Annotated in this window: 21 protein-coding genes and 1 tRNA gene; 17 read left to right on the plus strand and 5 right to left on the minus strand. The window is 36.6% G+C overall.

Translation table 11 applies throughout. The annotated features are described in order from the left end of the window. Positions 1 to 2 precede the first annotated feature (2 nt). From ABVM52_RS13760 to ABVM52_RS13770, 3 genes are all read left to right on the plus strand, one after another. The gene (locus ABVM52_RS13760) at positions 3 to 956 is read left to right on the plus strand and encodes an AAA family ATPase (RefSeq protein ID WP_405381449.1); all 954 of its coding nucleotides are present in this window, start codon (positions 3 to 5) and stop codon (positions 954 to 956) included. Between the two features lie 181 nt (positions 957 to 1,137). Next, complete coding sequence (locus ABVM52_RS13765; protein WP_405381451.1) at positions 1,138 to 3,411, plus strand: aconitate hydratase; 2,274 nt, start codon at positions 1,138 to 1,140, stop codon at positions 3,409 to 3,411. A gap of 76 nt (positions 3,412 to 3,487) precedes the next feature. After that, positions 3,488 to 4,042, plus strand: a complete 555-nt coding sequence (locus tag ABVM52_RS13770) for a TlpA family protein disulfide reductase (protein ID WP_405381453.1) — start codon at positions 3,488 to 3,490, stop codon at positions 4,040 to 4,042. 23 nt (positions 4,043 to 4,065) lie between these two features. On the opposite strand, the gene ABVM52_RS13775 is transcribed toward ABVM52_RS13770, so the two are convergent. The 5 genes from ABVM52_RS13775 to ABVM52_RS13795 all read right to left on the minus strand — a co-directional run bounded on the left by ABVM52_RS13775 (position 4,066) and on the right by ABVM52_RS13795 (position 7,923). Next, positions 4,066 to 4,512, minus strand: a complete 447-nt coding sequence (locus ABVM52_RS13775) for a beta-carotene hydroxylase (RefSeq protein WP_405381455.1) — start codon at positions 4,510 to 4,512, stop codon at positions 4,066 to 4,068. Beyond that, the gene (locus ABVM52_RS13780; RefSeq protein WP_405381457.1) at positions 4,512 to 5,351 is read right to left on the minus strand and encodes a phytoene/squalene synthase family protein; all 840 of its coding nucleotides are present in this window, start codon (positions 5,349 to 5,351) and stop codon (positions 4,512 to 4,514) included. Before ABVM52_RS13780 ends, ABVM52_RS13775 begins: the two co-directional genes overlap by 1 nt. A gap of 8 nt (positions 5,352 to 5,359) precedes the next feature. After that, positions 5,360 to 6,817: a phytoene desaturase family protein gene (locus ABVM52_RS13785; RefSeq protein ID WP_405381459.1), complete on the minus strand. Its 1,458-nt coding sequence runs from the start codon at positions 6,815 to 6,817 to the stop codon at positions 5,360 to 5,362. Positions 6,818 to 6,828: 11 nt separating this feature from the next. Beyond that, positions 6,829 to 7,728, minus strand: coding sequence for a MerR family transcriptional regulator (locus ABVM52_RS13790; protein WP_405381461.1), 900 nt, complete (start codon positions 7,726 to 7,728; stop codon positions 6,829 to 6,831). 111 nt (positions 7,729 to 7,839) lie between these two features. Beyond that, a tRNA-Leu gene (locus ABVM52_RS13795) sits at positions 7,840 to 7,923 on the minus strand. A gap of 300 nt (positions 7,924 to 8,223) precedes the next feature. On the opposite strand from ABVM52_RS13795, the gene ABVM52_RS13800 reads away from it, so the two are divergent. The 14 genes from ABVM52_RS13800 (at position 8,224) to ABVM52_RS13865 (ending at position 24,272) form a co-directional block, all read left to right on the plus strand. Beyond that, entirely contained in the window at positions 8,224 to 9,141 is a 918-nt protein-coding gene (locus tag ABVM52_RS13800; RefSeq protein WP_405381463.1) for a dihydrodipicolinate synthase family protein, read from the plus strand. A gap of 113 nt (positions 9,142 to 9,254) precedes the next feature. Beyond that, the gene (locus ABVM52_RS13805) at positions 9,255 to 10,829 is read left to right on the plus strand and encodes an aldehyde dehydrogenase (NADP(+)) (protein ID WP_405381465.1); all 1,575 of its coding nucleotides are present in this window, start codon (positions 9,255 to 9,257) and stop codon (positions 10,827 to 10,829) included. 23 nt (positions 10,830 to 10,852) lie between these two features. After that, positions 10,853 to 12,574 carry a DUF885 domain-containing protein gene (locus tag ABVM52_RS13810; protein WP_405381467.1) on the plus strand — a complete coding sequence of 574 codons (1,722 nt, stop codon included), beginning with the start codon at positions 10,853 to 10,855 and terminating at the stop codon, positions 12,572 to 12,574. A 6-nt stretch (positions 12,575 to 12,580) separates the two neighbouring features. Further along, positions 12,581 to 13,588 carry a 4-hydroxyproline epimerase gene (locus tag ABVM52_RS13815; RefSeq protein ID WP_405381469.1) on the plus strand — a complete coding sequence of 336 codons (1,008 nt, stop codon included), beginning with the start codon at positions 12,581 to 12,583 and terminating at the stop codon, positions 13,586 to 13,588. A 19-nt stretch (positions 13,589 to 13,607) separates the two neighbouring features. Beyond that, positions 13,608 to 14,798, plus strand: coding sequence for a glucuronyl hydrolase (locus ABVM52_RS13820; protein WP_405381471.1), 1,191 nt, complete (start codon positions 13,608 to 13,610; stop codon positions 14,796 to 14,798). Positions 14,799 to 14,806: 8 nt separating this feature from the next. Next, a complete protein-coding gene (locus tag ABVM52_RS13825) occupies positions 14,807 to 16,057 on the plus strand; it encodes an NAD(P)/FAD-dependent oxidoreductase (protein ID WP_405381473.1) in 1,251 nt (416 codons plus the stop codon). Positions 16,058 to 16,183: 126 nt separating this feature from the next. After that, positions 16,184 to 16,585 (plus strand): response regulator, encoded by a 402-nt coding sequence (locus ABVM52_RS13830; RefSeq protein ID WP_405381475.1) that lies wholly within the window; start codon positions 16,184 to 16,186, stop codon positions 16,583 to 16,585. Positions 16,586 to 16,671: 86 nt separating this feature from the next. Beyond that, entirely contained in the window at positions 16,672 to 17,217 is a 546-nt protein-coding gene (locus tag ABVM52_RS13835; protein ID WP_405381477.1) for a heme NO-binding domain-containing protein, read from the plus strand. Beyond that, positions 17,207 to 19,558, plus strand: a complete 2,352-nt coding sequence (locus ABVM52_RS13840; protein ID WP_405381479.1) for a PAS domain S-box protein — start codon at positions 17,207 to 17,209, stop codon at positions 19,556 to 19,558. Before ABVM52_RS13835 ends, ABVM52_RS13840 begins: the two co-directional genes overlap by 11 nt. 12 nt (positions 19,559 to 19,570) lie before the next feature. Next, a complete protein-coding gene (locus ABVM52_RS13845; protein ID WP_405381481.1) occupies positions 19,571 to 20,710 on the plus strand; it encodes an FIST signal transduction protein in 1,140 nt (379 codons plus the stop codon). Then, positions 20,710 to 21,774 carry an ATP-binding protein gene (locus tag ABVM52_RS13850; RefSeq protein ID WP_405381483.1) on the plus strand — a complete coding sequence of 355 codons (1,065 nt, stop codon included), beginning with the start codon at positions 20,710 to 20,712 and terminating at the stop codon, positions 21,772 to 21,774. The genes ABVM52_RS13845 and ABVM52_RS13850 overlap by 1 nt, the downstream gene beginning before the upstream one ends. Continuing rightward, on the plus strand, positions 21,771 to 22,091 hold the full coding sequence (locus ABVM52_RS13855) for an Hpt domain-containing protein (RefSeq protein WP_405381485.1): 321 nt from the start codon (positions 21,771 to 21,773) through the stop codon (positions 22,089 to 22,091). Before ABVM52_RS13850 ends, ABVM52_RS13855 begins: the two co-directional genes overlap by 4 nt. Beyond that, positions 22,092 to 22,802 carry a LytR/AlgR family response regulator transcription factor gene (locus ABVM52_RS13860; RefSeq protein ID WP_405381487.1) on the plus strand — a complete coding sequence of 237 codons (711 nt, stop codon included), beginning with the start codon at positions 22,092 to 22,094 and terminating at the stop codon, positions 22,800 to 22,802. A gap of 558 nt (positions 22,803 to 23,360) precedes the next feature. Beyond that, entirely contained in the window at positions 23,361 to 24,272 is a 912-nt protein-coding gene (locus tag ABVM52_RS13865; RefSeq protein ID WP_405381489.1) for a response regulator, read from the plus strand. Positions 24,273 to 24,567 lie beyond the last annotated feature (295 nt).

Below are 24,567 nucleotides of genomic sequence, written 5' to 3' on the forward strand. Positions count from 1 at the left end.
ATATGTCAGATGTTGCCGCTATAGAGCGCCTTGTTGAAAAACATGCAGCTTTAAAAAAGGAAATAGCCAAAATTATTGTAGGCCAAGATGAAGTTATAGAGCAAATTCTTCTTTCTATTTACGCTGGTGGCCATTCCTTGTTGATAGGTGTGCCAGGATTGGCCAAAACATTAATGGTTAATACCATTGCTCAAGCCTTGGGCCTTAATTTTAAAAGGATACAGTTTACTCCGGATTTAATGCCCAGTGATATTCTAGGAAGTGAAGTGCTGGACCAGAATAGGAATTTTAAATTTATTAAAGGTCCTATTTTTTCTAATATTATTTTAGCGGACGAAATTAATAGGACCCCTCCTAAAACCCAAGCGGCACTTTTAGAAGCTATGCAGGAAAGAGCCGTTACTATAGCCGGGCACCAACACAAGTTAGAATTGCCATACTTTGTATTGGCTACACAAAACCCTATTGAACAAGAAGGAACATATCCATTGCCAGAGGCGCAATTGGACCGTTTTATGTTTGCCATAGAGTTAAAATACCCTTCCATAGAAGAAGAGATTTTGGTCGTTAAAAATACTACGGCAGACCATAAAAGAGAGATTGCTCCTTTGTTCAATGCCAATGAGATAATTGCGGTCCAAGATTTAATTAGGAGAATACCAGTTGCGGACAACGTAGTAGAATACGCTGTTAAATTGGTCAACAGTACACGACCAAATTTACCTACGGCGACAGACTTTGTAAAGCAGTATTTAGATTGGGGTGCAGGTCCAAGGGCTTCGCAAAATTTAATTCTTGGTGCCAAGGCCAATGCCGCGATCAATGGAAAATTTTCACCGGATATAGAAGATGTTCATGTGGTGGTAAAGGGAATTTTGCGACATAGAATTATAAAAAATTATAAGGCGGAAGCCGAGGGTATCTCAGAGGAAGATATCATTGATAAATTATTGTAATTCCTTTTTTCTTCTTAATCGATTGCGTCATTTTTTGCAGCATATGAATCCTAATGCGTATAATTAGATTCATAATTTGTAACCATTTGTGAAAAAGCGATCAATCATACTTAATTAATTTTAATTCCGTTATAGATTTTCTTAAATTTACCGAATTGCGTTAACTTAAAATAACTAAAGAATGGCATTTGATATTGATATGATAAAAGAGGTTTATGCCAATATGGCTAAACGTGTTGATGAAGCAAGGAATATTGTAGGGAAACCTCTTACTCTTTCTGAGAAAATTTTGTACTCCCATTTATGGGATGGTACGCCTACAAAGGCATTTACCAGAGGTAAGGATTATGTTGATTTTGCTCCGGATCGTATTGCATGTCAAGATGCAACTGCGCAAATGGCTCTTTTGCAATTTATGCAAGCCGGTAAACCAAAGGTTGCCGTGCCAACAACAGTGCACTGTGATCACTTAATACAGGCTAAAAGCGGTGCTACAGCAGATTTAAAATCTGCGAATTCTACCAGTGCGGAAGTTTTTGATTTTCTTGAATCTGTATCTAATAAATATGGAATAGGATTTTGGAAACCGGGAGCGGGTATTATACACCAGGTTGTTTTGGAAAACTATGCATTTCCAGGAGGAATGATGATCGGTACGGATTCACATACCGTTAATGCAGGTGGTTTGGGAATGGTTGCCATTGGTGTTGGTGGAGCAGATGCCGTAGATGTTATGGCCGGTATGGCATGGGAACTTAAATTCCCAAAATTAATTGGTGTTAAGTTAACAGGAACTATTTCTGGATGGACCGCACCAAAGGATGTAATTTTAAAGGTTGCCGAGATTTTGACCGTAAAAGGTGGAACGGGAGCTATAGTGGAATATTTTGGACCAGGAGCTAAGTCATTATCATGTACCGGTAAAGGTACCATTTGTAATATGGGTGCTGAAATTGGGGCCACAACCTCCACTTTTGGTTATGATGAGTCCATGGAGCGCTATTTAAGAGCTACCGATAGGGCTGATATTGCCGATGCAGCAAATAAAGTAAAAGAACACCTTACCGCAGACGCGGAAGTGTATGCTAATCCTGAGCAATATTTTGATGAAGTTATTGAAATTGACCTGTCTAAACTTACACCTTTATTGAACGGACCTTTTACGCCAGATCTTTCTACCAAAGTAGGAAGCGATATGACGGAGAAAGCTACTGAGCATGAATGGCCATTGGCTGTTGAATGGGGCTTGATCGGTTCTTGTACCAATTCTTCTTATGAAGATTTGTCTAGGGCATCTTCTATAGCGCAACAGGCAATTGACAAAGGATTGAAAATGAAGGCTGAATTGGGAATTAATCCTGGTTCTGAACAAGTACGCTATACAGCGGATCGTGATGGTATTTTAGGGATATTTGAAAAATTGGACGCTAAAATATTCACCAATGCTTGTGGGCCTTGTATAGGACAATGGGCACGTTATAGCGATCCTAAAAATGCTCCTAAGAACAGTATTGTACACTCCTTCAATAGAAACTTTGCAAAACGTGCAGATGGTAACCCTAATACCCATGCATTTGTTGCCTCTCCAGAAATAACGGCTGCTATAGCTATTTCCGGTAGGTTGGATTTTAATCCGATGACGGACAAACTGATCAATGAAAAAGGAGAAGAAGTTATGTTCGATGAGCCAACTGGATGGGAATTACCTCCAAAAGGTTTTGAAGTAGAGGATGCCGGATATCTTGCACCAGATGAAGATGGTTCTGGAGTTGTGGTTAAAGTTGCACCTGATTCAGAAAGGTTACAATTATTAGAACCTTTTACTCCTATAAAGGATGAAAGTTTAATGGGCGCAAAATTATTGATAAAGGCATTTGGTAAATGTACAACGGATCATATTTCCATGGCTGGACCTTGGTTGCGTTTCCGTGGGCATTTAGATAATATTTCAAATAACTGTTTGATCGGTGCGGTGAACGCCTTTGGGCATAAGACCAATATGGTGAAGAACCAAATAACCGGTGAGTATGGTGGTGTACCGGATACTGCACGTGCTTACAAGGCAGCTGGTATCAGAAGTATAGTTGTTGGTGATCATAATTACGGTGAAGGTTCTTCACGTGAGCATGCAGCTATGGAGCCACGCCATTTAGGTGTTGCCGCTGTTATTGTAAAATCATTTGCCCGTATTCATGAAACGAACCTTAAGAAACAAGGAATGTTAGGACTTACGTTTGCAAATGAGAGTGATTACGACCTAATACAGGAAGATGACACATTCAACTTTATCGATATTGCAGAATTTGCACCGGATAAACAATTGACTATTGAAGTTGTTCATGCAGATGGGAGTAAAGATGTAATTAAGGCTAACCATACCTATAACGATGCTCAGATTAGATGGTATAGAGAAGGGTCTGCGCTTAATGTAATCAAGAAAGAAAACGCGGCATAAACAATCGTTAAAATAAACACATAAAACTCCTGATAATATTCAGGAGTTTTTTAGTTTTGGGACCTAGCTAAATTTAATGAAAAAGCAAACTGTTTTTACCTTATTGATCATTGCCTTTGTACTGTCATTCTTTGTGACCCCCTTGGGCGATTTTAGCAAAATACAGTTAAATAGAATTTTTGCTACTTCCCCCACCATTATAAAGGCGGAAAATAGAGGAAGGATTACAAATTACGATTGGAAATTAAAAGATAGTGAATGGAAATTCTTCAATTTCCAGGAGGCAAAGGGCAAAGTAGCCTTCATTACATTTTGGACTTCTTGGCATATGCCGTCACAAGCGCAGTTAAAGGATGTTCAATATCTTTACGACATGTATGGTGATCAAATAAAATTCTATGTGATTACTAATGAGGAAAGAGCTCCAGTAGAGCTGTTCATGGAAAAGGAGGGATATACTTTTCCAGTGACCTACCAAATCATTGGTGAACCAAGTCCAATTTCATTATTAAAGCCACCGGGTTCATATGTCATTGATAAAAATGGCTACATTGTTATCCATCAAAATGCAATAGCGGACTGGGACAATAATAAAGTAGATAGACTTTTTGGGCAATTGATTGCTGAATAACAATTACCGAGAACTTCTTGCTATTACTTTTTAAAATATTTAAAGGGTACGAACAGCATGCCAAAGCATTCGCCATCATCTTTACCTAAATGCTTATGATGCATTTTATGGGCTCTTCTAACCCCTCTACTATACCAATTGTTTGCGTTTCTAAAAAGCTTAAAACGTTGATGTATAAAAATATCATGTACAAAAAAATATGCTATTCCGTAGGCTAAAATACCAAACCCTGTTGGGTAGCCGTACCAAGAGCCATTTGCACCGGAATAAAATAAAGCCATACTTACTATAGCATAAAAAATAAAGAAAGCATCATTTCTTTCAAACCATGAGTCGTGGTCCTTATGATGATGGTCTTTATGTAGGCTCCAAAGAAAGCCGTGCATAATATACTTATGGGTAAACCATGCCATAAATTCCATGGTCAAAAAAGTTCCTATAAAAAGTAATATCCAAATAATTACGTCCATTAAACCAAATTCATTTTATATTTAACATAAGACCTTGCCAAAAGGCCAAATTTTTGATAGTTAGGTACTCTAATACGAGCGTTCTTAATTTCCAACGACGGTGTTTTCTGTAATTTTTTAAGCAGTTTAAAATAATATTTATAAGCAGTGTAGACACCAAATTTTGCCTCTGCGGGTAAATTGATGATACCGCTGTAGCCTAATTTGAAATCGGCTTTGATTTCTTCAACGATTCTTTTTTTGGAATGCTCGTCCAATTCCTTAAGGTTGGTATTAGGAAAGTAGGAGCGGTTCAATTGTTCAAAATCTGCTTTTACATCACGTAAGAAATTAACTTTTTGAAATGCCGACCCCAAGGCCATAGCAGATAATTTTAAGCTTTCGTATCTCTTTACATCCCCTTTTACGAATACTTTTAGGCACATTAAGCCTACTACATCGGCAGAGCCGTAAATGTACTCTTTGTATTCTTCATCTGTACGGTATATATTCTTGACCAAATCCATTCGCATACTCTTCATAAAGGAATCCACTAAATGTATTGGGATATCATACGTATGAAAGGTGTGTTGAAAAGAATTTAATATAGGGTTTAGACTAATTCTGTTCTGGAGTGCATTTTCCAAGTCCTGTTCAAATCTATCAAATAAAGACTCCTTGTCATAATCGTGAAAGGTATCAACAATTTCATCTGCAAAACGTACAAAGCCATAAATATTATAGATATGGCCGCGAATAGATGTGTGTAGCATCTTTGTGGCCAAGGCAAAAGATGTGCTATACCGTTCTGTGACGGTTTTGCTACATTCATACGATACAAGGTCAAATGTTCCTTTCATGTACTAAACTAATTATGGTTTGTAATTAATTCTGACACTAATTTCCCGGAAATCAAAGCTGGTGGAACTCCGGGTCCAGGAACAGTCAGTTGTCCTGTAAAATATAAATTCTTTACTTTTTTACTTTTTAAATTGGGTCTTAAAAATGCAGTTTGGGTCAAGGTATTTGCCATGCCATAAGCGTTGCCTTTATAAGAATTATATCGCTCAATGAAATCTTTAACGCAAAATGCTTCCTTGAATATAATATTATTTCTAATCTTTTGCCCAGTTCTTTCCTCAAATCTGTCCATTATCATATCAAAATATTGATTCCTTAATTCTGGGGTATCTTCCAAATTGGTTGCTATGGGGACAAGAAAAAATCCGGCTTCGTTATTTTTCGGTGCCATAGTCTCATCTGTTACGGATGGGAAATTCGCATAAAATAATGGGTTGGTAGGCCATTTTGGATGGTCATAAATTTCTTGGGCATGCAGTTCAAAATCCGTATCAAAAAAAAGGTTATGGTGCTCTATGTTCTTCAATTTGGTATTAAAACCAATATAGAACAGTAAGGAAGATGGGGCAAAAACTTTTTTGTCCCAGTATGCTTCACTATACTGTCTATTTTCTTTAGGTAGTAGTTGTTCCGTATGGTGATAATCTGCACCACTTATAACTTTATCGGCCTTATAAAACTCACCTTTGCAAAATACTCCTTTAACGCGGTTGGTATCAACTTCAATGGTATCTACAGGACTATTGGTGTGGATAGTAACACCCAATTCCAAGGCCAGATTTTCCATAGCCTTGATCACTTCATACATACCTCCTTTGGGGTGCCATGTGCCCAGGCCAAAATCAGCAAAATTCATAAAATTGTAGAATGACGGAGTATTGCTTGGTTTGGCTCCAAGAAACAATACAGGAAATTCTAAGGTTGATATCAATTTATGATTTTTGAACGACTTTCGTACTTGAGAGCTTATTGTTTTAAAGAATTGGTCTACTTTTAAGATAGTTTCTTTTGTGACCAACTCTAATGGAGACAGGCCGGGTCTTAACACAATCTTATTAATGGCAATATCATAATTTTCTTGTGCTTTATCAATAAACTTCTTTAACGCTATGGAACTTCCTTTTTCAATTCTTTCAAATTCTTCGCAGATTTTGTCCATAGTATCACCAATGGTTACTATATCATCGGCAAAAAATATTTTATAGGCAGGGTCCAATTTTTCAAGTTGATAATAATCTGTTGTACGTTTATTAAAATCAGCAAAAAATTTATCGAATATATCGGGCATCCAATACCAACTAGGGCCCATGTCAAAGGTAAATCCTTCCTTTTTAAATTGTGATGCGCGACCACCTACACTGTTGTTCTTTTCAAAAATGGTAACATTATACCCATCTTTTGCTAGATAGCATGCCGCGGACAAGGATGAAAAGCCAGAACCTATTACAATACAATTTTTGCTCATTAATGGTTCTTTTATAATTGATTCACCAAATTGTCAATAGAAGAAAAAGTTTTGCAATAAGCAGGTTGGCTAGCTTCATCTATATACCTTGTTTGCCTACCAAGTAACCATAAATTTGGATTGTGGTAATTGGATACCAGTTCGTCAAAATCCTGCAAATATTTATTTACCCGGTCTTTTTCTGGAAACACCGTAAAGTAGGATATAAAATGAACGTTATCAAAATACTTTAAAATATCCTCTAGGTTTTCTATAGGTATGGTAGGACCTAAATAAATACATTTATACCCTTTCAATAAAATTTCATAATTAACGTAGAGCAATCCAATTTCATGAATTTCATTGTCGGGCAAGAAAGCTACAAAGACCTTGTCATTTTTAACGGGACTTAAGTGTTGTAACTTTTCCGTGTTCAAAAGGATTTTTTGTTTAATTAAACTACTTATAAAATGCTCATGTGCGGGACTAATGGTATCCGTTTGCCATAAAAGACCTAATTCATTAAGTAGCGGTACAAAAGTCTCCTTGAAAATTTCCCTGAACGAGTTTTCGCCCAAGAGGGCATTATATGTATTAAAGAACATGGTCTGGTCAAAATTGATCATTGCCAGTTTAAACGCATTGATTGCATGGCTTTCATGACTATGTTTAGCTACAATTTCTCTAACAACATAAGCAATTTCACCTTCTGGAATTTTTGCGATCTTGGAAATTTTTTGACCGTTATTGTAAAGCAAAGTTACATTGAGTAATTTCTGAAGGCTGCTTAGGCTGTAGGTACGTATATTGGTATCTGTACGTTCTGGCTGTAACAGATTATACCTTTTTTCCCAAATTCTAATGGTGTGTGCTTTAATACCAGAAAGATTTTCCAAATCCCTAATACTAAATTGCTTTTTTACATTGTTCATGTTTTTTGTAAAATAATTAAACAAACTTACAATTATTTGTTTAACGAAGGATAATGTAGAAGTTAAATTTATCAAAATAAAAAAGGTTAGATGTCACATCTAACCTTTTCGTGCCCACGACTAGATTCGAACTAGCACGTCCTTGCGAACACTACCCCCTCAAGGTAGCGTGTCTACCAATTTCACCACGTGGGCGTTATTTTATAATAGATGCGCAAATATAGAAACCTATCCTGCATTTTAAAATATATTGACCACAATTAATTATTTAATTCCTATTCTGGTTTTTTGGTAAAATTATCTAGGGTTAAAAATTAAAGAAGCGTATAATGTATTTATCTTACAGGCTATATTTATTAGAATATACTCCATATTTATCAGGTAATTGTTGGTAAGTGTGGATAATGGGGTAATATAATATTAGGTATGGTTAATATATAGATATTCCCCACGGAGCTTTAACATTACTTTTACGTATCAAAAAAAAAATAGAATATGAGTATAGAATGGAAAGGTGTCATGCCTGCGGTAACCACAAAATTTACTGCCAAAGATGAATTGGATTTAGATTTGTTCGCAATCAATATTAATGCCCAATTAGATGCCGGTGTTAGCGGAATTATACTGGGAGGTACTTTAGGTGAGGCCAGTACCTTAACTTATGATGAGAAAAAAGTATTGATGAAAGAAACCGTTAACCTTGTAGAAGGTAAGGTACCGGTAATCATCAATATCGCAGAGCAAACTACTAAAGGTGCAATACATGCTGCAGAAGTGGCAGAAGAGTGTGGGGCTACGGGTTTAATGATGCTGCCTCCTATGCGCTACAAGGCCAATGACTATGAAACCGTAACGTATTTTAAAGAAACGGCAAAAAGTACCGATCTACCCATTATGATCTATAATAATCCTATTGACTATGGTATTATGGTAACCATGGATATGTTAGAGGAGTTGACCGAATGTGACAATATACAGGCGGTTAAGGAATCTACCCGTGATATTTCCAATATTACCCGTATAAAATCTAGATTTGGAGAGCGTTTAAAGGTTTTGACCGGTGTGGATACCCTAGGGCTGGAAAGTACTCTTATGGGTGCCGATGGATGGGTAGCCGGATTGGTTTGTGCCTTTCCTGCTGAAACCTGCGCTGTTTTTGAACTGGCTAAAGCCGGTAGAATAGCCGAAGCATTGGAAATTTATAGATGGTTCTTACCTTTATTGGAGCTGGATATTAGTCCGCAATTGGTACAAAATATTAAAATGGCAGAGGTTGCCACGGGTATAGGGAGTGAGTTTGTAAGGGCCCCACGTTTACCGTTGGTAGGTAAGGAGCGTGAGAGAGTTGCAGCCGTTATAAAAGACGGAATGGCATCTAGACCTGTATTGCCGGACTATAAAGGAATCAATTAATTGATGAGATATAATTGAATATCACTATATCATTGGTATAGTGATATTTTTATAAAGAACGGGATTTTTGCTAATGTTCTTTTAACTTACACTAGTACTGCAAAATAGAAGATATGATAAGTGGAAAAAATTTGATAGGAAGTAAAATGTCTGCCAATGGGGAGAAAACCTATAGAACATTCAACCCTATTGCGAACCAAGAAAATGAGTGGATATTTAACGAGGCAACAACAGCAGAAATTAATGAAGCGGTTGCATTGGCTCATGAAGCTTTTAAGGAATACAAAGATGTTTCGGGAGAAAAAAAGGCTGAATTTTTAAATTCGATCGCTTCGGAAATAGAGGCATTGGGAGATGAGCTCATTGATACGTATTGTCTAGAATCTGGATTGCCCGAAGGTAGGGCGCGGGGTGAGCGCGGTAGGACTATGGGGCAACTTAGGGCTTTTGCCAATGTGCTTAAGGAAGGTTCTTGGGTAGAGGCCGTAATAGAGAAGGCTCAGCCAGAAAGAGAACCTATGCCAAAGTCGGACATTAGGAAGATGTTATTTCCATTAGGTCCGGTAGTGGTTTTTGGTGCCAGTAATTTTCCTTTGGCCTTTTCCACTGCAGGTGGAGACACCGCAAGTGCACTTGCCGCAGGATGTCCCGTAATCGTTAAAAGTCACCCTATGCACGCTGCTACGGGAGAGTTGGTGTCCTCTGCCATTATAAAAGCAGCTGTTAAAACCGGTATGCCCAACGGAGTATTTTCAAATTTAAATAGTAGCGGTGTAGAAGTGGGGCAGCAATTGGTTAAACACCCAAAAGTAAAAGCGGTAGGTTTTACAGGAAGTTACCATGGTGGTATGGCCCTTTATAAATTGGCCAACGAACGCAAGGAACCCATACCCGTATTTGCGGAAATGGGAAGCATCAACCCTGTTATAGCCCTGCCTTCAGCCTTACAGAATAATGGCGATAATTGGGCGGCCAAATATGCGGGTTCAATTACGTTAGGTGCGGGGCAATTTTGTACAAACCCGGGACTTGTACTTGGTCTTGAGGGTAATGATTTAGACTCTTTTGCTCGTACCTTATCACAGGAAATTGTAAAGTTACAGCCATCGGCTATGTTACATCCAAACATTTATACCAAATATTTGGAAGGCAAGCAGGAATTATCCGTTCAAAATGGGGTAGAGGTATTGGTAAATCAAGAAAATACGGCAAACGCCAATACGGCAGGCCCTGCTATTTTAAGGGTCATGGGGGGCGAGTTTTTATCCAACAATAAATTGCACCAAGAGGTATTTGGTCCTTTTTCTATTGTTGTAGCTTGTGAAAATGTTGCTCAAATGGAAGAAATTCTTGATCAATTGGAAGGTCAGTTAACAGGTACTATTCTTGGTGAGGCAGAGGAGTTAAAAACGTATAGTGGCATTGTAGATTCACTTCAGGAAAAAGTAGGTAGAATTTTGTTCAATGGTGTTCCTACCGGGGTAGAGGTATGTTCATCTATGGTGCATGGAGGTCCTTTTCCGGCTAGTACAGATCCACGTTTTACTTCGGTGGGTACATCTGCCATTAAAAGATGGGTTAGGCCCGTATCCTTTCAAGACTGGCCCAATGAATTCTTGCCACAAGCCTTACAAGATGATAACCCTTTAAAAATTGTACGTTTGGAAGAAGGAACGTATTGTAAATGAAATTATTAACTAACGCTTTATTCATGCGAAATATAATTGTTCTAATTGCATTGATGGGACTTTCTTTTTTGGTTCCTGATACAACTACTGCCCAACAGGGTAAACAAGAACTGCAAAAAATCATATCAGATTTTGAAGCGTTTAAATCCTATGATAGAAAGGAATACCCGCTTGGTCTATTTACCCAGGAAAAGGAAGAGAAAGAAGCTCAATTTGCAAAGGAATTATTGAATCGTTTACAGGCGCTGGATACTTCTTCGTTAACAGAAACCCAATTGATATCTAAGGAATTATTGCGGTTTAGACTACAAAATCAAATAGATGAGCATGAGTTTAAAACCTTTTTAAACCCAATACAGGCAGACCAAGGTTTTCATTTAAATCTTAATTATAGAATTAAGCCGATATTATCCTATGCAGATGCCAAGAAGTATTTAAATATGCTGAATGCTATACCAACTTATGTGGACCAACATTTGGTATTATTGAATAAGGGACTGGAATTAGGTATATCACAACCTAAAATTATTTTTAATGGATATTCATCTACCTATGACACCCATATAGTGGATGACGCTGAAAAAAGTAGTTTTTATGCTCCTTTTACTGCATTGCCAACTGGTCTTAGTACATCTCAAAAAGATTCGGTGACTAAAGCTGCTAAATCTATTATTACGAGTAAGGTAGTTCCGGCATTTAAAAAAATAAAAGAATATTTTGAAACCAAGTATATTCCAACCACAAGAACGGCAATTGGTGTGTCCGATACGCCTAATGGAAAGGAGTTTTATCAGAATAGGATAAACTATTATACCACTACGGAAGAGTATACGGCAGATGATATCCATACCATAGGTCTTGCCGAGGTGGCCCGTATAAAATCTGAAATGGAACAAATTATTTCCGAAGTCAATTTTAAAGGTAGTTTTAGTGAATTTCTCACGTTCTTAAGAACCGACCCCCAATTTTATACTAAATCAGGTAATGAACTTTTAATGCATGCAAGGGATATAGCAAAGCGGATAGATGCAGAATTGCCAAAGTTTTTTAAAACCTTGCCAAGAACACCCTACGGGGTCAAAAAAGTTCCTGATGCCATTGCTCCAAAATATACCGGTGGCAGGTATTCTGGACCTTCTTCTAAAACTCAGCCTGGATTTTATTTGGTAAATACCTATAAGTTAGAAAGTAGGCCTTTGTATACGTTACCTTCATTAACGGCACATGAAGCAGTACCCGGTCACCACTTGCAGGGAAGTTTAAATAGGGAGTTGGGAGATAGTATTCCAAGATTTAGAAGAAACATGTATTTGTCCGCTTATGGCGAAGGTTGGGCTTTGTATACGGAATTTTTAGGAAACGAATTAGGTATTTATAGAACACCATATGAAGAATTTGGTAAATTAACATATGAAATGTGGAGGGCTTGTAGACTTGTTGTCGATACAGGGATTCATGCCAAAGGATGGACCCGCGAACAAGTAGTTGATTATATGACCAATAATACGGCGTTGTCCAAACATGAGATAAATACGGAAACAGACCGGTATATTGCTTGGCCGGGACAAGCCATTTCTTATAAAATGGGTGAAATTAAAATTAGGGAATTGCGTAAAAAAGCAGAGAGAGAACTTGGAGATGCGTTTAATATCAGGGATTTTCACGAAATAATTTTAGAACAAGGAACGGTTACACTACCTATTTTGGAACAAAGGGTAAACAATTATATAAAGCGTACTAAATAAACCTATATGGCAAGCAGCACTTTTGTTTGTATAGATGCACACACCTGTGGTAATCCGGTACGGGTCATTAAGCAGGGAGGTCCAGCGCTAAATGGGGCTACCATGAGCGAAAAACGCCAACATTTCATAAAAGAATTTGATTGGATCAGAAAAGGACTAATGTTTGAGCCTAGGGGCCATGATATGATGAGTGGCAGTATTTTTTACCCTCCTCAAAATCCTTTGAACGATTTTGGAATTCTATTTATTGAGACCAGTGGGTGTTTGCCCATGTGCGGTCATGGTACCATTGGGGCTATTACTATTGGTATAGAGGAAGGTTTGATCACCCCTAAAATTAAGGGAGAAGTGCGTATGGAAACCCCGGCCGGCTTGGTAAAAGTGGCCTATGGGCAAACGGGCAACAAAGTAGATTGGGTAAAACTTACCAATGTAAAATCTTACTTGGCAGCTACTGACCTAACTGTTGATTGCTCTGATTTGGGGCCCTTGCATTTTGATGTCTCTTACGGTGGAAATTTTTACGCCATAGTTGATCCTCAGGAAAATTTTTCGGGTATCCAGGATTTTTCTGCCAGTAAACTTATTCAATTTAGTCAGGAGATTAGGGAGAAAATAAATGCTAAATATAAAAATGCCTTTGTTCATCCTGAAGATGCTACCATTAAGGATGTAAGTCACATTTTATGGACGGGGAATACCATTGCAGATAGTGCAACCGCTAGAAATGCGGTATTCTATGGGGACAAGGCCATTGACCGTTCACCGTGCGGTACGGGAACATCTGCGCGAATGGCTCAGTGGTATGCAAAAGGAAAATTAAAGATTCAGGAAGATTTTATACATGAAAGTTTTATCGGCTCCCAATTTATTGGTAGAATAGAGGAAGAAACCGTTCTTGATGGTAAACCGGCAATTGTGCCTAGTATTAAAGGGTGGGCCAAAATATACGGGCAAAATACGATAACCATAGACGATGACGACCCATATGCCTTTGGGTTTCAAGTGATATAAACATTTAAACAATCAATCAATGAAAAAAATAAACTTATATGCCATTTTAATAGCAATCGTGTTCAGTGGCTGTAAAGAAAAGTCGGTTGTAGAGGAACAATCTATGTCGATTATAGAAAAGGCGGCAGCCCAATATGAGCATTTATACCAAAATGCCCTTGCCCATAAGGATAGCGATCGGCCAATGCCCAGAACTGTTGTTGACGGAAAATTACACACCGTAGGGGTTTATGATTGGACAAGTGGATTTCATCCCGGGTCTATGTGGAACCTGTATGGGCTTACCAAGGAAGAGGTTTGGAAAGATAGGGCAGAGACCTATACTCATTTATTGGATACCATTCAGTACTATGAAGGTACCCATGATTTGGGTTTTATGATTGGGGATAGCTACGGCAATGCCTTAAAATACATGGATAAAAAGGCTTATGAAGAGGTGATGGTTCAGGCTGCTAAATCTTTAATATCTAGGTTTAAGCCCAAAGCCGGAGTCATTCAATCATGGAATTCCAATAGTAGATGGCAATGTCCGGTCATTATTGATAATATGATGAACTTGGAAATGCTGTTTGAAGCGACAAAAATATCAGGTGATTCCACTTTTTATGATGTAGCCATCATGCATGCGGATACCACCATGGCCAAACATTTTAGGGACGATTTCAGTTCTTTTCATGTGCTGGATTATGATACCGAAACAGGTGAGGTTTTAAAACGCAATACGGCACAAGGGTACAAAGATGAATCTGCTTGGGCCAGAGGTCAGGCATGGGGATTGTATGGTTTTATTGTTATGTATAGGGAAACTAAAGAAGAGAAGTACTTAAATCAGGCAAAGAATATCGCTTCATTTATCATGAATCACCCTAATCTCCCCAAAGATAAAATTCCGTATTGGGATTATGATGCCCCGGTAACCAACGAAACACCGCGAGACGCCTCCGCAGCTGCCATAACCTCATCGGCACTTTTTGAATTGAGTACTTATGTAGAAGAAGATTTGGAAAAGGGGTATCTAGAAATGGCCAACACCATTTTAGAATCATTGAGTAAAGCGCCTTATTTAGCAGAAATTGGAACTAATGAAGGTTTTATATTAAAACATTCTACGGGCCATATACCTGAAAATTCTGAAATAGATGTACCGTTGAATTATGCAGATTATTATTTTCTTGAAGCTTTATTGCGTCAGCGTGATATGATTAAGTAATACACGGTATGGCTAAAAACATTTTAATTATTGGTGGGGGCATTATAGGCTTATGTTCGGCTTACTATTTAAGTAAAGAAGGGCATCATATCACAATTATTGATAAAGGAAATGGTACCAATGGGGCTTCTTTTGTCAATGCAGGATATATTACTCCTAGCCATATTATTCCATTGGCGGCACCGGGAATGATTGCCCAAGGAATAAAAATGATGTTCAATTCTGCCAGTCCTTTTTATATGAAACCCCGGCTAGATGTAGATTTCTTAAAGTGGTCTTGGTATTTTCATAGGTCTTCCACTAAGCATAAAGTTGAAAAGGCTATACCGCTTATAAAGGAAATTAATCTTATAAGTAGCGCTTTGTTCCAGGACATTAAAAACTCTGGGGATTTGGGAGATTTTCAATTAGAGCGCAAAGGCTTATTAATGATGTACCGTACGCATAAAAGTTATATCCATGAAAAGGTGGTGGCAGATAGGGCAAGCGCCTTAGGTCTAGAAGTTTCTTTTTTGGATAAATTACAATTAGAAAAATTACAGCCAGATGTGCGTATACATGCCGAAGGGGCCATACATTATGAATGTGATGGGCATACCACCCCTAATGAGATTATGCCCAAACTAATTGATTACCTCAAAAGGAAAGGTGTTACCATTTGTTTTAATGAAGAGGTGACGGATCTAGAAGTAAAAAACGACCGTATTTCAACCGTAACCACAAATAAATCTGTTCATAAAGCTGATGAAGTCATTTTAGCCGCCGGGGCATGGAGCGGGGAAATTTCCAGAAAGTTAAATTTAAAGTTGCCCATACAAGGGGGTAAGGGGTACAGTTTTAATGTAAAATGTGAAACGGGCATAACCATACCTGCCATATTGATGGAATCTAAAATGGCGGTAACCCCAATGAACGGGTTTACAAGATTTGCGGGTACAATGGAATTTTCGGGTAATAATTCCATTATTAGAAAAGAACGGGTAAATGCGTTGGTCAAAGGAGCGGAATCTTATTATCCAGAACTTAAAATTAAGGACGAAGAAATAGCAAAGGTCAAAACGGGTCTTAGACCGGTATCGCCAGATGGTTTGCCTTTCATAGGTAAATCACGGCATATCAAAAATTTAACCCTTGCTACAGGACATGCCATGATGGGATGGAGCTTGGGTCCGGCAACAGGAAAACTGGTTTCTGAACTTATTGAACAAAGAAAAACAACTATGGCCATAGAGGCCTTTTCACCAGATAGAAACTTTTAACGGATAAGCGGTAAAATATTTGTCGATATGTAAATACCGTTCACCGACAGTAAACGCACATTCACCTACAGAGGCCTCTGTAAGAGAGGGATTTAGTTGAATTTTGATACTTCAAATACGTAGACTATGGATATTTTATTAATTGAGGATGATTTAATCGAAGTAATGAAGTTGAAACGTACCGTTTCTAAACTTAATTTAAAGCATTCTATAATAGAATCCAAAAACGGGGAAGAGGCCTTGGAGTATTTGAAATCTGGTAAAAAATTACCGGATATTATTTTATTGGATTTGAACATGCCAAGAATGAATGGTATAGAGTTCTTGAATATCCTAAAGAATGATGAGGTTCTATGTTATTTACCAACCATCATACTAACTACATCAGAAAATAGGGCAGACTTATTAAAATGTTATCAAGCAGGTATTGCCGGCTATGTTATTAAGCCCTTGAAATATGAGGATTATCAATCCAAATTAAATGCGGTTTTAGAGTATTGGAGTGTTAACCAACTGGTTAAAGGATAATAAAAAAGCTGTTTTTACAACATTTCTTAATTTATATGTATTAAATTTCCTACGTTTGATACTGTCATAATAGTTTATATTCTCAAATGAAAGGAATTATATTCACAGAATTTTTAGAACTGGTTGAGACCCAATTTGGTCTTGAGACCGTAGACAGGATAATAGAAAAGTCAGATTTGCCCTCAGAAGGCATTTACACTTCCGTTGCTACCTATGAATTTAATGAGATGGTAGCTTTGATTACGAATTTGAGTGAAGAAGTAAATTTACCTGCGGGTGATTTAATTTACGCTTTTGGACTTTATTTGTTCACAAGCTTAAGTAAGGCCCATCCAGAGGTTATACAAAGTTATAGGTCCCCCATAGCACTACTATATTCCATTGAGGACCATATTCACGTTCACGTTAAAAAATTATACCCCGAAGCGGAACTGCCTTCTTTCAAAATACTTGAGAAAACGGATAATTCCCTATCTATGATCTATGCCTCTACAAGAGGGTTGTACAGATTGGCAGAAGGTTTAATTGAAAAATCATTTGAACACTTTAATGGCAAGGCCAAGATTACTTATGAACTATTAAAGGAAGATGGTACGGAAGTAAAATTTGATATTGTACAAAATGGACAATAATGAGGTTTCTCTTCTTAAAAAAGCGCTTGAAAGGCAAAAAAAAGCTAGAAAACAGGCAGAAAAGATATTAGAGGATAAGTCTAAGGAGTTATATGATGTTACTCGTCATTTACGTGAAAGCAACGCAAAATTAGAAAATTTACTTAGTGAAAAGACTTCTGAACTGGACGGAGTCTTTATCAATATAATAGACCCTTATGTGGTCATGGACCTAGATTATAATGTGATAAACATGAACAGGTCTGCCAAGGAATTCTTAGGTTTTGACCATACCGCCAACAAAGTTCATCTTTCTAAATTTATTCACCCAGATTTTTTGGATTATACCCTAGAATCTATGCGTTCCTTAATGGAGGTGGGTACCCTAACTAATTACAGGGCCAAGATTATTTTGGACGATGAAACTATAAAATGGGTGCAAATCAATGCTAGTTTAATTTACAACAAAGACCGTAAACCTATTGCGGCACAAGGAATATTAAGGGATATTACCCAAGAAATGGAAGTAAAGAAATTGCTTTCAGAACAAAAGAAACAATTAGATATTATTGTTGAAAATTCCCCTTTAGGTATCATTCTGGCTAAAGATGATAGCATTATAAAGGCAAACAATGCGTTTGTGGACATGTTAGGTTACCAAGAAAAAGATTTAAGAAATGTTAACTTAAATTCCATTTCAGAACCCAATGATGAGATAGAAGGGAAGCGCAATATTGCTAAGGGACAAAATAAAGTAACCTCTATCTTAAAATTTGTAAAGAAAGATGGTTCAAAGATAACAGCCAAGACGACAATGACCTCAATATCTGATCATGATATTGAATCTGATTACCAAGTGGCTATTGTTGAGGATATCTCAAAAGAGTTGGAAGCAGAAAGAAAACTTAAGGCTTCTGAAAGTAGACTGTCTGCCCTGATCTCCAATTTGCAGATTGGTGTATTATTAGAGGATGAGGATGGTAAAATAGCGTTGACCAACCAAATGTTCTGTAATATTTTCAATATCAGTGCCACCCCTGCCGAACTAATAGGCAAAGATTGCGAATCATATGAAGAACTTAATAAGCATCAATTTAAAAAACCAGACCAATTTATACAGCGTATAACCGATATTCTTGCAAAAAAAGAAACCGTATTGGCCGATGAACTGGAAATGAACGACGGGCGTATTTTGGAAAGGGATTTCATTCCCATTAATAACGATGGTGCATACAAAGGTCATCTATGGGCCTATAATGATGTAACGATCAGTAAGAACTATAGAAAAAACCTTGAAATTCAGCGAGAAAAATATAGTAGTATCATTGCGAATATGAATCTAGGTTTGGTAGAGGTAGACAATGATGATGTCATCCAAATGGTTAACCAAAGTTTTTGCAAAATGAGTGGCTATAGTGAGGATGAATTGATTGGCAATGTAGCGTCTAAGGTTATACAATTTAAGGAAAAGAACATCATTGCCAAGAAAAATGCCAGTAGGCTAAAAGGTAAAGTGGATTCTTATGAACTTGAGGTGTTTAATAAAAACCATACGATCAAACATTGGCTTATAAGTGGTGCTCCCAGGTTTAGCGATACGGGAAATGTTATAGGTTCTATTGGTATTCATTTGGATATTACCGAGCAAAAACATTTGGAACTGCAAAAGGAGAAGCTATTGCGCGAACTGGAAAACAGTAACCAAGGGCTTCAGGAATATGCACATATAGTTTCACATGATCTTAAGTCACCTTTACGCAGTATAAGTGCATTGGCAACCTGGCTCTATGAGGATTATAAAGATATACTGGATGAAGGTGGAAAGCAGAATCTAGAACTCATGCAAGAGAAGGTTGGGTCTATGGATAAATTGATCCATGGTATATTGGAGTATTCAACGGCCAATAGTTCTGAGCTAGACAATTCTAATGTTGATTTAAATACTGTTATAGCAGACATTGCAGAGATCATTTATATACCGGATCATGTACAGCTAAAGGTGCCGGTACACTTACCTACCATAGTGGCAGATAATACCAAAATGCATCAAGTATTTCAAAATATTATTGGTAATGCCGTGATTCATATAGAAAGAGACCAAGGTTTGGTAGAAGTGCTTTTTAAGGAAGAGAAAGATTTTTGGCATTTTACGGTAAATGATAACGGAGTAGGCATACCCAAGGAGTATCATAAAAAGATTTTTGACATATTCCAATCAATAGGAAACAATGAGCGTTCTACAGGAATAGGACTTTCCATTGTTAAGAAAATTGTAGACCGTTATCAGGGAAAAGTATGGATAGATAGTGTTGTAGGTGAGGGTACTCAATTTCATTTCACCATCAAAAAGAACATAAATTAGCAGGGGGGGTCTATGAAAATCATTCAAGCTATTAAAAAGTTCAGTGAACCGTTTGTTTTTAACGACGGGCTCAATGGAAAGCACTTAAAAAATCCCTTGGTGTTAGTTTTTGGCAATAGGTTTATGTTAGAGGATGAGCATATTTATGAAGAGGTAAAGGCCCTTTTTAATGATGCTCACGTAGTTTTTGGGTCTACTTCCGGTGAAATTATAGACGAAACCGTTTTAGATGGTACCATTGTCCTAACGGCAATAGAATTTGAGAAAAGCTCCATTCTGGTTCACCGAAGTAATGTAGATGAACATGATAATAATGATGAAAAGCTGGGAGAGCATTTAATGGCTAAATTTCCCCAAGAACAAATAAAGCACTTATTTGTCATTTCAGAAGGTAGTACGGTGAACGGAAGCGCTTTAATTCAAGGGTTGGAAAAAAATAAGCATAGTTATATTGGGTTGTCCGGTGGGCTATGTGGTGATGATGATCGCTTTGAAAGAACTTTGGTTTCCTATAATGAGAGCCCCAAGGAGGGTGAAATTGTTGCCATAGGTTTTTATGGAAGTTCACTTGAAATAACAAGCGCTAATTTTGGAGGTTGGACCCCTTTTGGGCCAGAGAGGTTAATTACAAAATCACAAGGAAATAAATTATACGAACTTGATGGTAAACCTGCGTTGGACCTTTATAAAAATTACCTTGGGGAGAAAGCAAAAGAATTACCCAAATCTGCTTTGTTGTACCCCCTTAGTGTACGTGCCAATGATGCGTCTGAGCCTTTGGTACGTACTATTCTAAATATTGATAATGAAGAGAATGCCATGATACTTGCCGGAGATGTACCCACGGGTTCCAAGGTTCAATTAATGATGTCCTCGGTTGATGATATAGTAAATGGAGCATTTTGCGCTGCGGAACAGGCTATGAATGGGAGAAAGAAGAGTCCGAATATAGCTCTTTTGGTCAGTTGTATTGGACGAAAGTTAGTGATGGACCAAAGAACAGAAGAGGAAATAGAAGAAGTAAAGTCGGTCATTGGAGAGGATACTTATATAACCGGCTTTTATTCATATGGTGAAATGGCGCCTTTTAAAGGCCAAGACCAATGCAAACTGCATAACCAGACCATGACTTTAACTTTATTTAGCGAATAATGCATTCATTATTAAAAAGACAGTTACGAAAACATCTTTCTGATGAATTGCAGGGAAATAAGGAAATTCTAAATTTTCTAAATGCAGTTGATAGATCATATGAAAATTATGATGAAAAATTGTCCATGATGCATAGGGCGTCTACCATTAGTTCCAATGAATTGTATGAGGCAAACCAGAGCTTAAAGGAAGAAGCGGATCAACAAAAGAAAATTTTAAACTCCTTAACTGAAGCAGTAAGTAGTTTAAGGGAAAATTTAAATGAAGAGCATATTTTCGTTCAAGAAAACTTAGAAGAGTTTAATGCCGCATATTTAGCTGAAAATATCAGTAACCTTGCTTCTAAGGTGTCTGAAATGACGGTGGAAAAAGATAAATTGCTTGTTAGTCTGGAAGAGCAAAATCAGTCATTGAACAATTATGCCCAAATGGTTTCGCATGACTTAAAATCGCCTATACGTAATATCAACGCTTTAATGAGTTGGATCATGGAGGATGAAAAGGATAAATTTTCACCATCCAGTAAGGAAAACTGTGCATTAATTTCTCAAAACCTTTCTAAAATGGATAAGTTGATTACCGGTATACTTGATCATGCAGCTTTAGGACAAACAGAAGAATTGAAGGTCTCTTTTAATCTTGCCGAAGTTTTAAAGGAAATAGAAAAGACAATTTACGTTCCAGAGAATATTGTTTTTAAATATCCAGATAGTCTACCGGATATGTTATTTGTGAAAGATATTCTTGAACAGCTGTTCATGAATTTGTTTACCAATGCGGTCACGGCAACGGAACAAGTTGAAAAAGGCATCATATCCGTTGGGTATGTGCCAGATGAGGAATACTGGAAATTTAGTGTAACGGACAATGGTAAAGGTATAGCCAAACAACACAAAGAAGGACTTTTTCAAATGTTCAAAAAGTTAGAAGTGGATAATAATGCTACAGGTATAGGACTTGCTATTGTTAAGAAAATTGTTGTTCTTTATGAAGGAGACGTTTGGCTCGCTTCTAAAGAAAATGAAGGAACTACTTTTTATGTCACGCTAAAAAAGAATGTATGATGGATGAGCCAAATTTAAAGTATGTGGATGAACTTGCAGGTGATGATGTTGTTTTTAGAAATCAGTTCATTTCCATTATTAAGGATGAGTTTCCTATAGAAAAAAAAGAATATTTTGAGCATATAGCTCATAATAGATTAAAGGAAACAGCAGAAATGGTGCATAAGCTTAAACATAAATTCAATATTTTAGGTATGGAAAATGCTTATCTATTAGCTGTGGATTATGAAAAAGAACTATTGGACGGTAGAACTGGCAGCCAGTTAAAATTTAAGGCGGTGCTAGAAACTATAGAATCATATATAAAAACTATTTAAATGAATTGTATAATTATAGATGATGAGGCAACAGCAAGGGCGGTTGTAAGACAATTATGCTCAAAAACAGCTGGTTTGGATGTTATTGAGGAGTTTGATAATGCTATTTCGGCAATCAAGTTTTTAAATCAGCAGACTATAGATGTTATCTTTTTGGACATTCATATGCCCGGTTTTAGTGGTGTTGATTTTGTACAGACTTTAAAAGATCCACCAAATATTGTTCTAACCACATCAGATACTAATTTCGCCATAGAGGCATATGAATATGAATGTATTGTAGATTATTTGGTTAAACCAATAACTGCAGAAAGATTTGAAAAGTGTATAAAAAAAATAGAAGGTATAGCTACTCAACCATCCAAATCAAAAACTTCATCTAAAAAGGATGCTGTGGAAGGAGAGGATCTTTACATTAATATTGATAGACGTTTAATAAAACTTAAACTTAATGAAATATTGGTGATAGAAGCAAAGGGAGATTATATTGATGTAAAGACGGTAAAGGAAGAGTATAGGGTACATACTACCTTAAAGAAAATCAAGGAAAAACTTCCGGAAAAATTATTCTTGCAAATACATAGGTCCTATATAATTAATTTTACGAAAATTATAGATATTGAAGATAATAGTGTATTGATCGCAAAAAACGTAGTTCCTATTAGTAGATCTAATAGGCCCGAATTAATGAGAAGGTTAAATCTGTTATAATAGACCTTTTGTTGAGCTTATTAGGGCTGTCTATTTTATTGATGAACAGTTTTTTTTAGTGCTATAAGTCGACTTTTTAATTTTAGCTATAAGGACCTCTAATTGAGTTTTATCAAAAGCCTCATTCCCTTACCAATTACATTTTTGTTTCATCTTTTTTGTATTCCAGTATTGTATGCTGCTTTGATTTCAGTTTGTCTTTTCTTTTTAATGGGATTATGATTATGCTAGTAAAAAATTAGCAGGTTATTTCTACCTATTAAAACCTTGGTGTTAAGCGTAAAATATACACTTTATGTGGTTTGTGTAATGAGGATATTAATACGGGTTCATTTTTTAATTAAGCTTTAAAAAAAGAATTCAATTGATACAAAATATCTTGGTGCTATATGGCAAATTGATAATAGGTGAAATACATACTTTTTAATAATCAACCACCGAAACAAATATACCATTCGTCTACAGTAAACTGCATACTACCTTTTATTACTAAATAAAACCTATGCTGATGATTAGATTTGTGCCTGTTCCAAAGCTTATCAAATAAACCTAATTAGCATGAAGATTTTAGTAATAGATAATGATTGCCAAGTATTACTTTTCATAGAAAAGCATATGTCCCAATTAGGGTATGAAGTCATTACAGCTAAAGACGGTAATGAGGGTATAGCTTTTTTTGAAAAAGAAAATCCAGATATTGTTTTGGTAGATATTAATATGCCAGATTTGTCCGGTTTAAATGTGTTGAGACAAATTCGTTTTGTTCATGAATCCCAAATACCTGTTATCATAATGTTAGAAAAATCGTATGAGCAGGTCGTAAATGCAAACTTAGGACAAGGCGTAGATTATTTTATAAAAAAACCTTTTGGGTTAGAGGATATTTCAAAGAAGATAACACAGGTTTTGAATGTCAATACCAAGTCATTTGAACCAGTCAAGCAATTTCAATTAGATGATAAAGAGCAAGTTGGTGTAATTGTACCCTGCCAGAATGTGGAGGATATATTATTGAATCCGTCTTTTATTAATATACCCTTTAATAAACTAGGATACCATATATGTTTTGTAAACCAAGGTAGTGTAGACCAGACCCAACTTATATTGGAAAGCTTACAAGAGAAATATCCAGAGGTTATTAGGGTTTGTAAAGGTTATAACCTTGAAAATGATGAAGCCATAAGGGTAGGCGTTCAACATTTTTTAGCGGATGAAACTACACGTTATGTAGGTTTTTTAGATGCCCAGATTACAACAGATTTTATTGATTATAAGGACCTGGTGAAAATTGTGAAAAATTCAGATTTTAAAATTGTTAACGGAGCTAGAATTGCACGTATGGATATGGGAGTTACTAAACAGACGGCCAAAAGAATTATTGGCTCTACCGTACATATTATTATGCAGACCGTTTTAAATATTCCGTTTATGGAAAATCATAAACAAAAAGGAGTAATACATTTTAATTGATATAATAGAAAATAGTAATGATATACCACATAGTCCATAGCCTAAAATAGGTACATTTTAAAGATTATGTGAAGTAAAGATTTTGTTTGGTTGTTTAGGTTGTATTTTTTGAAAAAGCCTTAATCCGTTTATGTGATTAAGGTTTTTTCTTTTTTAATAAATCTTATAAATCACCCATATTATCGTTGATTGATTCTTGTATTAATCAATTTAAATTTTCCTCATTTATTTCTAATACTCAATGAGTTTTCAAGAATTTTTTTTCTGATTGGCTAACAATCTATAATTCATTGTG

The sequence above is a fragment of the Maribacter sp. LLG6340-A2 genome (genome assembly GCF_045057105.1).
In the GTDB taxonomy this organism is placed as follows: Bacteria; Bacteroidota; Bacteroidia; order Flavobacteriales; family Flavobacteriaceae; genus Maribacter.

Bases quoted from the DNA above. Each gene is read 5' to 3' on its own strand.
- ABVM52_RS13760 (WP_405381449.1), top strand. From the start codon at position 3: ATGTCAGATGTTGCCGCTATAGAGCGCCTTGTTGAAAAACATGCAGCT.
- ABVM52_RS13765 (WP_405381451.1), top strand. From the start codon at position 1,138: ATGGCATTTGATATTGATATGATAAAAGAGGTTTATGCCAATATGGCT.
- ABVM52_RS13770 (WP_405381453.1), top strand. From the start codon at position 3,488: ATGAAAAAGCAAACTGTTTTTACCTTATTGATCATTGCCTTTGTACTG.
- ABVM52_RS13775 (WP_405381455.1), bottom strand. From the start codon at position 4,512: ATGGACGTAATTATTTGGATATTACTTTTTATAGGAACTTTTTTGACC.
- ABVM52_RS13780 (WP_405381457.1), bottom strand. From the start codon at position 5,351: ATGAAAGGAACATTTGACCTTGTATCGTATGAATGTAGCAAAACCGTC.
- ABVM52_RS13785 (WP_405381459.1), bottom strand. From the start codon at position 6,817: ATGAGCAAAAATTGTATTGTAATAGGTTCTGGCTTTTCATCCTTGTCC.
- ABVM52_RS13790 (WP_405381461.1), bottom strand. From the start codon at position 7,728: ATGAACAATGTAAAAAAGCAATTTAGTATTAGGGATTTGGAAAATCTT.
- ABVM52_RS13800 (WP_405381463.1), top strand. From the start codon at position 8,224: ATGAGTATAGAATGGAAAGGTGTCATGCCTGCGGTAACCACAAAATTT.
- ABVM52_RS13805 (WP_405381465.1), top strand. From the start codon at position 9,255: ATGATAAGTGGAAAAAATTTGATAGGAAGTAAAATGTCTGCCAATGGG.
- ABVM52_RS13810 (WP_405381467.1), top strand. From the start codon at position 10,853: ATGCGAAATATAATTGTTCTAATTGCATTGATGGGACTTTCTTTTTTG.
- ABVM52_RS13815 (WP_405381469.1), top strand. From the start codon at position 12,581: ATGGCAAGCAGCACTTTTGTTTGTATAGATGCACACACCTGTGGTAAT.
- ABVM52_RS13820 (WP_405381471.1), top strand. From the start codon at position 13,608: ATGAAAAAAATAAACTTATATGCCATTTTAATAGCAATCGTGTTCAGT.
- ABVM52_RS13825 (WP_405381473.1), top strand. From the start codon at position 14,807: ATGGCTAAAAACATTTTAATTATTGGTGGGGGCATTATAGGCTTATGT.
- ABVM52_RS13830 (WP_405381475.1), top strand. From the start codon at position 16,184: ATGGATATTTTATTAATTGAGGATGATTTAATCGAAGTAATGAAGTTG.
- ABVM52_RS13835 (WP_405381477.1), top strand. From the start codon at position 16,672: ATGAAAGGAATTATATTCACAGAATTTTTAGAACTGGTTGAGACCCAA.
- ABVM52_RS13840 (WP_405381479.1), top strand. From the start codon at position 17,207: ATGGACAATAATGAGGTTTCTCTTCTTAAAAAAGCGCTTGAAAGGCAA.
- ABVM52_RS13845 (WP_405381481.1), top strand. From the start codon at position 19,571: ATGAAAATCATTCAAGCTATTAAAAAGTTCAGTGAACCGTTTGTTTTT.
- ABVM52_RS13850 (WP_405381483.1), top strand. From the start codon at position 20,710: ATGCATTCATTATTAAAAAGACAGTTACGAAAACATCTTTCTGATGAA.
- ABVM52_RS13855 (WP_405381485.1), top strand. From the start codon at position 21,771: ATGATGGATGAGCCAAATTTAAAGTATGTGGATGAACTTGCAGGTGAT.
- ABVM52_RS13860 (WP_405381487.1), top strand. From the start codon at position 22,092: ATGAATTGTATAATTATAGATGATGAGGCAACAGCAAGGGCGGTTGTA.
- ABVM52_RS13865 (WP_405381489.1), top strand. From the start codon at position 23,361: ATGAAGATTTTAGTAATAGATAATGATTGCCAAGTATTACTTTTCATA.